This is a genomic window from Photobacterium kasasachensis (assembly GCF_050336885.1).
GTDB classification, from domain to species: Bacteria; Pseudomonadota; Gammaproteobacteria; order Enterobacterales; family Vibrionaceae; genus Photobacterium; species Photobacterium kasasachensis.
On sequence record NZ_JAKJSH010000019.1, the window covers coordinates 121,069 to 127,923 of the forward strand.

General features: G+C 52.0%; 5 protein-coding genes and 2 tRNA genes. 3 read left to right on the forward strand and 4 right to left on the reverse strand.

Annotation, left to right across the window (positions count from 1 at the left end):
- Nucleotides 1-79: 79 nt before the first annotated feature.
- The 4 genes from L4D19_RS23385 to rsgA all read right to left on the reverse strand — a co-directional run bounded on the left by L4D19_RS23385 (nt 80) and on the right by rsgA (nt 5,883).
- Nucleotides 80-1,963 (reverse strand): methyl-accepting chemotaxis protein, encoded by a 1,884-nt coding sequence (locus L4D19_RS23385; protein WP_428454459.1) that lies wholly within the window; start codon nt 1,961-1,963, stop codon nt 80-82.
- Between the two features lie 261 nt (nt 1,964-2,224).
- A complete protein-coding gene (locus L4D19_RS23390) occupies nt 2,225-3,640 on the reverse strand; it encodes an SLC13 family permease (RefSeq protein WP_428454460.1) in 1,416 nt (471 codons plus the stop codon).
- A gap of 136 nt (nt 3,641-3,776) precedes the next feature.
- Nucleotides 3,777-4,664 carry an archaetidylserine decarboxylase gene (gene asd / locus L4D19_RS23395; RefSeq protein WP_428454461.1) on the reverse strand — a complete coding sequence of 296 codons (888 nt, stop codon included), beginning with the start codon at nt 4,662-4,664 and terminating at the stop codon, nt 3,777-3,779.
- A 166-nt stretch (nt 4,665-4,830) separates the two neighbouring features.
- Nucleotides 4,831-5,883, reverse strand: a complete 1,053-nt coding sequence (rsgA, locus tag L4D19_RS23400) for a small ribosomal subunit biogenesis GTPase RsgA (protein ID WP_428454462.1) — start codon at nt 5,881-5,883, stop codon at nt 4,831-4,833.
- Between the two features lie 133 nt (nt 5,884-6,016).
- On the opposite strand from rsgA, the gene orn reads away from it, so the two are divergent.
- The 3 genes from orn (at nt 6,017) to L4D19_RS23415 (ending at nt 6,855) form a co-directional block, all read left to right on the forward strand.
- Nucleotides 6,017-6,562, forward strand: coding sequence for an oligoribonuclease (gene orn, locus L4D19_RS23405; RefSeq protein ID WP_428454463.1), 546 nt, complete (start codon nt 6,017-6,019; stop codon nt 6,560-6,562).
- Between the two features lie 126 nt (nt 6,563-6,688).
- Nucleotides 6,689-6,765: transfer RNA gene (locus L4D19_RS23410), tRNA-Met, on the forward strand.
- Nucleotides 6,766-6,783: 18 nt separating this feature from the next.
- Nucleotides 6,784-6,855 (forward strand) — tRNA-Gly (locus L4D19_RS23415).

Below are 6,855 nucleotides of genomic sequence, written 5' to 3' on the forward strand. Positions count from 1 at the left end.
TATGCGACAGGTTTAGCACCTCCCAGAAAAAAGCCGCCCAATAAAGGCGGCTTTGAAGAGGCTTACCTGCTGAATGTATTTACACCTTAAAGCGCGAGACATCCTGGCGCATGGTGTCGGCAGAGCTGTTCATTTCGCGACTGCTCTGGCTGACCTCGGCCGTTTGTTCTGCCAGATGATCCGAAACCTCCTTGATGGCCTGGGTATTACGGCTGATATCTTCACTCACGGCCCGCTGTTCTTCGGCGGCGCTGGCAATATGGGTTGCCATGTCCGATATCTCAGTAATGGTGTGAGTGATTTGGTTCAGGCTCTCACTGGCCGCTTCGGCATAACCGACGCTCTGATCGGCCAGCTCGGTACTGGTTTGCATGCTGTCGACAGCCTGCTGGGTGTTTTGTTGCAGGGTCTCAATCATGCTGCGGATTTCTTCGGTTGAGTCATGGGTGCGCTGGCTGAGGACCCGGACCTCATCGGCCACGACGGCAAAACCTCGTCCCTGTTCGCCGGCACGCGCGGCCTCGATCGCTGCATTCAGTGCCAACAGGTTGGTCTGCTCGGCAATGCCCTGAATGGTGGACAGGATTTGGTTGATGCCCTGAGCGTTGTTTTCCAGCTCATGGATCACATTGGCAGCATCCTGAACCTGGTTGGCCAGTGAGGTAATAGCATTCCGGTTTTGGCCGATAACGTCCTGACCCTGCTCGCAGGCCGAGGTTGATGCCTGTGCGGCAGCGGCTGTCATCTCGGCATGGTTGGCCACTTCGCCGGATGTGGCGGACATTTCATGAATGGCAGTGGCAATTTGGTTGACATCATTTTGCTGCTCGCTGACTCGCTGTGAGGCAAGGTTGCTGAGCTGGGCTGAACGCTCGGCATATTGGCCCAGATCCTGAGAGTGATTGACGACACCTTTGATCATGGTCTGCAGCTGGGCGAGAAAGCGATTCATATTATCGGCCAGCTCGCCAATCTCATCCATTCGCTCGATGGCGATGCGTTGTGTCAGATCACCGCTGCCCTGTGCCAGCTGACTGACAGACTGGTTAAGGTTGTTAAGCGGGCGCAGCAGGCTGTTGATGATCATAGTGGCTATCACCGAGATAACCAGGTAAAGCATGACTGAAGCCAGAACAATGAACTTGATCTGCTCGCCGATGGAGGCGAAGGCCAGTGACTTATCTTCGACCAGTGCCAGTGTCCAGTCTGTGCCGGCAATCGGGCTGGCATAAATCAGCTTTTCCTGGCTGTCGCTATCTAGTGTGAAAGTTTGGATGTTCTGTTCACTTTGTAACTGGCGGAACAGCGCCGTCGTCAGCTCGCTGTCTAGCTGCGTGATGGGCTGCTGGCTAAGTGTTTCATCGCGGTAGGCGACAATGTTGTGGTTGCCGTCGATTAGAAAGGCAAAGCCGTTGTGTTCCAGTTTTAGGTTCAGCACCTGATCAATGATATGGCTAACGGTCAGATCGGCGGCGAGAACACCTTGGTGGTTACCCTGAAAAGCTTTGGCAAAGCTGACGACGATACTGCCGTCAAAATCCTGGTACGGTTCTGTGAGTACCAGTTCTCCGGCATTGATTGCATCCTGGTACCAGGGACGAGAGCGAGGATCGTAGTCGGCGGGCCAGTCTTCCGTTTTGTCACCGTACGCAATGCTGCCGTCGCTGAACCCGGCATAGACCGACAGGAACTGACCGGCACGCTTGGTCAGCAGTAGCTCGCGATCAACGTTGTCCTGGTTGGCTATTAAAGGTTCGTTCGCCAGCATCATATCACTGCGGGTATCGAGCCAGTCGGCTATATAGCGGCTGGTGGCCTGGCCGATATCTCGCATCTGGTTGCTAACTTCCGTAGTGGTTTCCTGTTGCAGCTGGCTGATGGATATCCAGGCCTGCACGGCACTGACTGAGGCAATAATTGCGGCTATTGCGACCTGTATTTTTAGCTTGATCGTATATTTCATCTTGGACTCTCACGTGTGGCCAGATTTATAGATATGTGGGTATGACTCAGTGGGAAGAGTTGTTGTTATGGTATCTCTTGGTAGTTATATCGGCCTTTAGAAGATAATCCTCATCAACCTGCTGCGAAAATAATGTGATCGTAGTGGCAAATAAATACTAAAGACGCTGGAAGGCGTAGAAAATGCGAAGGCAGCCAAGCTGCCTTCACTGGTGGATCGAGTGTGGTGCGTGTTTATGGTGCGTGTTTATGGTGCGTGGCTTTAGGTCAGGACCAGGGCTCCGGCATAGACGACGATAAGACCGACCAGGCCGATAATCACCCCGGTTTTGGCCATGTCTTTGCTCTCAATGAGTCCGGTCGAATAGGCCAGTGAGTTCGGTGGTGTAGAGACCGGTAAAATCATCCCAAGAGAAGCCGAGAAGGCAACGACAACCAGCACGCCCTGCAGGCCTCCCATCGAAGCCAGGCTTTCCATAGAGGCAGCAACTGCCGCAGCAATGGGCATCAGCAGGTTGGCGGTGGCTGTGTTGGACATGAAGTTAGCCATTAGCCAACAGATAATCGACAGGGTCAGCACGACGGCAATAGGTGAAAGGGCATCATAGTCGATAGCATGCGCCAGTGCCGCTGCCAATCCGGTTTTGTCCAGACCGAGACCAATAGCAATACCACCGGCGACCAGCCACAGAACATCCCAGTTGATCAGTTTCAGCTCTTCCTTGCCCATGATCCCGGTCAGGGTAAACACCGCCAGTGGAATAATGGAGACAACATAGGTGTTCATGCCGTGCAGCGAGGTGGTCATCCACATGATGATGGTCAGGGCAAACGTGATGTAAACCACAATGGCCTGCCAGCTCTTCTGGAAGCGGCCCTCAAGTTTGAGTTCCATTTGCTGCTGGGTCGACGGAAACAGTTTTTGTAACAGCCACCAGGCAAATGCCAGCTGCAAGATAACAAACGGCAGGCCTATCATCATCCAGCCAAGGAAGCTGATGCTATGCTCACCGGTGAGATACTGCAGGGCAATGGCATTGGGTGGTGTCCCGATTGGGGTGGCGATGCCGCCGGTATTCGCCGCTATCGGGATGCACAATACCAGAGCCTTAATCCCGATATCTCCCTTGGGAACAGAAGCGACAATCGGTGCCAGTAGGGCCAACATCATTACCGTCGTCGCCGTATTAGACATGAACATAGAGAATACGGCAGTAATGAGCATCAGGCCAAGCATGATAAATTTTGGCTGGGTACCGAAAGGTTTGAGCAAAACTCGGGCGAGGTTGTTATCCAGCTCATACTTGGAGGCGGCAATCGCCAGCGCAAAGCCACCCATGAACAGAATAATAATCGGCGATGAAAAGGCGCTGAAGATATCAGTGTATTTCATCATCTCGCCCATTTCGTGTCCGTCTACGCTGGAGCGGAACAAGTGAAGCCCTTTATCGGAGATCATGATCAACTCAAGGGCAATGATGAGTATGGACGTTGCGAAAACCGGTACCGGTTCGAGTACCCAGAGTAGTGCGGCGAGGGCAAAAATGGCCAGCAGTCGATGCTGGATGAGGGTCAGACCGTCTATCGGGATGACGTCGATAGGGAGCATCAATATACCAAGCGGTATCCCGAAGGCGATCAGCAGCTTGACCAGCTGCGCAATGGATATCTTCTTCATAGTATGTTGGTTTGCTTATAGTTATGGACTGCAAATCAGCATACTATTTGAGCGCTTGAGATTTCTACGACAGGGTCTATTTTTCGCACTAAAAAAGGGGCTCATACGGCCCCTTTTATTCAAAAATGTTAAGTGGTTACGCTTCTTCTGTTGCCAACTGCTGAGCATTTACCTTGGCATAGGGTTCACCCATGCGGGTCGGCTGCTCTGGCTGCATCTCTTCGACAAAGCGGATCATGTCTTTCGGGAACAGGTTGATCACTGTCGAGCCCAGTTTGAAGCGGCCCATTTCGTCGCCTTTTTTCAGCACAACAGCTTGATCGCCGGTTGCCGGATAATCCCATCGACGGACATCAGGACCGGTTGGCGGGGTAACGGTACCTGCCCATACGGTTTCGATGCTACCGACAATAGTGGCACCAACCAGGATCTGGACAACCGGACCGTGCTCGGTATCGAAGACACATACGACACGTTCATTGCGGGCAAACAGATTTGGTACATTCTGAGCCGTCAGTGGGTTGACTGAGAACAGGTCGCCCGGGATGTAAATCATCTGGCGCAGGGTTCCGTCGCATGGCATGTGGACACGGTGGTAGTCACGTGGCGACAGGTACAGGGTGGCAAAGTCGCCGTCCTTGAATTCGTCTGCCAGTGTTTCGTCTCCGCCCAGCAGTTCGACGGCATCAAAGTAGTGGCCCTTGGCCTGGAATAGACGCCCTTCTGTGATTGGACCGAACTGGCTTACACAGGCATCTGCCGGATGGGAGATGATATCGGCCTCGTCATTGATTGGACGGGCACCGTCCTTGAGCTCGCGGACAAAGAAGTCGTTGAAGGTCGCGTAAGCCGCCGGATCTGGGTTACGTGCTTCAGACATATCAACCTTGTATCGGCCGATAAACCAGCGAATGACAGCGGTGGTCACCATGCCAGCTTTTAACGAAGCCAGCTTACCCGCTATACGGGTCAGAGCATGTTTGGGCGCGCAGTACTGCAGGCCGATTTTGAGATTATCTTGCACGGTATGTTTTCCAGAAAGTGTCAACCAATCAACAACTTGGTTACTCTTATAACATCTTAAGAATAACTCGAACCAAGAATGATACCTAAAAGACGGCGGAAAGTCAGTTAATTGCAGATTGTGATTGAGGCGAGAGAACTATCCCCTGTTGCCAGGGGATGGGATCTTAATCAGGTTTGTTGCGGGAAAACTGACGGTTGGCTACGTTTTCTGACATGCTATCAATGATTTTGTGGTAGCTGTCGTAGCGCTCTTGGCTGATTTTGCCTGCTTCCATGGCTTCCCGAATGATACAGCCCGGATCGTCGCCGTGTTTGCAGTCGCGGAATTTACATCCGCCCAGGTATTCACGGAACTCGACAAAGGCCTCGGTGACCTGCTCTGGCTCCAGATGCCAAAGGCCAAACTCACGGACTCCCGGTGAGTCGATCAAGTCGCCACCTTCTGGGAAATGGTACAGGCGTGCTGCCGTCGTGGTATGTGTGCCCAGACCGGAGTTTTCGGAAACGTCTCCGATCTCTGCATCGACCTCTGGCATCAGGGCATTGACCATACTTGACTTGCCGACCCCAGACTGGCCGGCAAAGATGCTGACATGGCCTTTCAAGTCTTCTTTCAGCACGTCCATCCCTTCGCCGGTATCGGTACTGACATAGCGAAGCTGGTAACCAATATCTTGGTACAAAGATAGAACTTGCTCAACTTGCTGGCGGTTTTCGGTATCCAGCAAGTCGACCTTATTGAGAACGATCAGCGGCTCGACCCCTACCGTTTCGGCCGCTATCAGATAGCGATCGATAATGTTCAGAGAAAGTTCCGGCAACACGGCTGACACTATGATGATACGGTTCACGTTGGCTGCAACGGCTTTTACCCCATCATAGTAGTCGGGACGGGTTAACATCGATTCACGTTCGTGAACGGCCTCGACGACACCAGCGATCCCCTGAAGTGCTTCGACGCCCGGACGCCAGACGACTCGGTCACCCGATACCAGGCTCTGGATGCTTCGGCGCAGGTTGCAGCGGTGGATTGTCCCGGTTTCAGGGTCTTCGATATCGGCATGCTGGCCAAAGCGAGTGATCACTAGGCCTTCACGTGCAGATTCCAGCAGAGTTTCGTCCCACTGGACGTCATCTTTATCACGACGAAGTCGTTTATTTTGGTTAGAGCGTACGCGACGGCTCTGACCTTTGGTGAGCTTTTTCTTTTTTGCCACAAGAATATCGTTCAGTTGAGTTGGCTTACGGTAAATTACCCTTTGGAGTGATTATCTGGTCCGGTAGGGATTCAGACAGCGCCTCCGTTTGGTATTATCATACATGGTTTACTCACAAAATAGGCAATATCCGATGACGATCAGCGATCAGAACCTTATTTGGATTGATTTGGAAATGACTGGATTGGATCCAGAAACACATCAAATCATTGAAATCGCAACCATAGTGACAGATGCTCAGCTCAATATTTTGGCGGAGGGACCGGTTCTGGCAATTTATCAGCCTGAAGCGGAACTGGCCAAAATGGATGAGTGGTGCACGACAACCCATACCAACAGCGGACTTGTTGAACGGATCCGCCAAAGTAACATTACCGAGGAAGAGGCCGTTCGTCAGACCATTGCATTTCTGGAGCAGTGGGTACCTAAAGGGGCTTCTCCTATCTGTGGTAATAGCATCGGTCAAGATCGTCGTTTCCTGTATAAGCACATGCCTGAGTTGGAACAGTACTTCCATTATCGTTATTTGGACGTTAGCACGTTAAAAGAGCTGGCTCGGCGTTGGAAGCCGGAGCTGCTTAATGGATTTTCCAAGAAGGGTAGTCACTTAGCTCTGGATGACATTCGTGATTCGATCGCTGAATTGCGCTACTATCGTGAGCATATTTTCACTATTTGATGGTAAAATAGTCGCTTGGGGGGAAATCTGCGGATTTTTTTGAAGATCTATTGCATCCGTAAATTTTCCTCGTATAATGCGCAGCCTCGAAAGGCAATTATCAAATGGTTCTTTCGACAGTACGGACGCGGGGTGGAGCAGCTTGGTAGCTCGTCGGGCTCATAACCCGAAGGTCGTTGGTTCAAATCCGGCCCCCGCAACCAATTCTCTTATGAGAATATGCGACACTAGCTCAGCTGGTAGAGCGCAACCTTGCCAAGGTTGAGGTCACGAGTTCGAACCTCGTGTGTCGC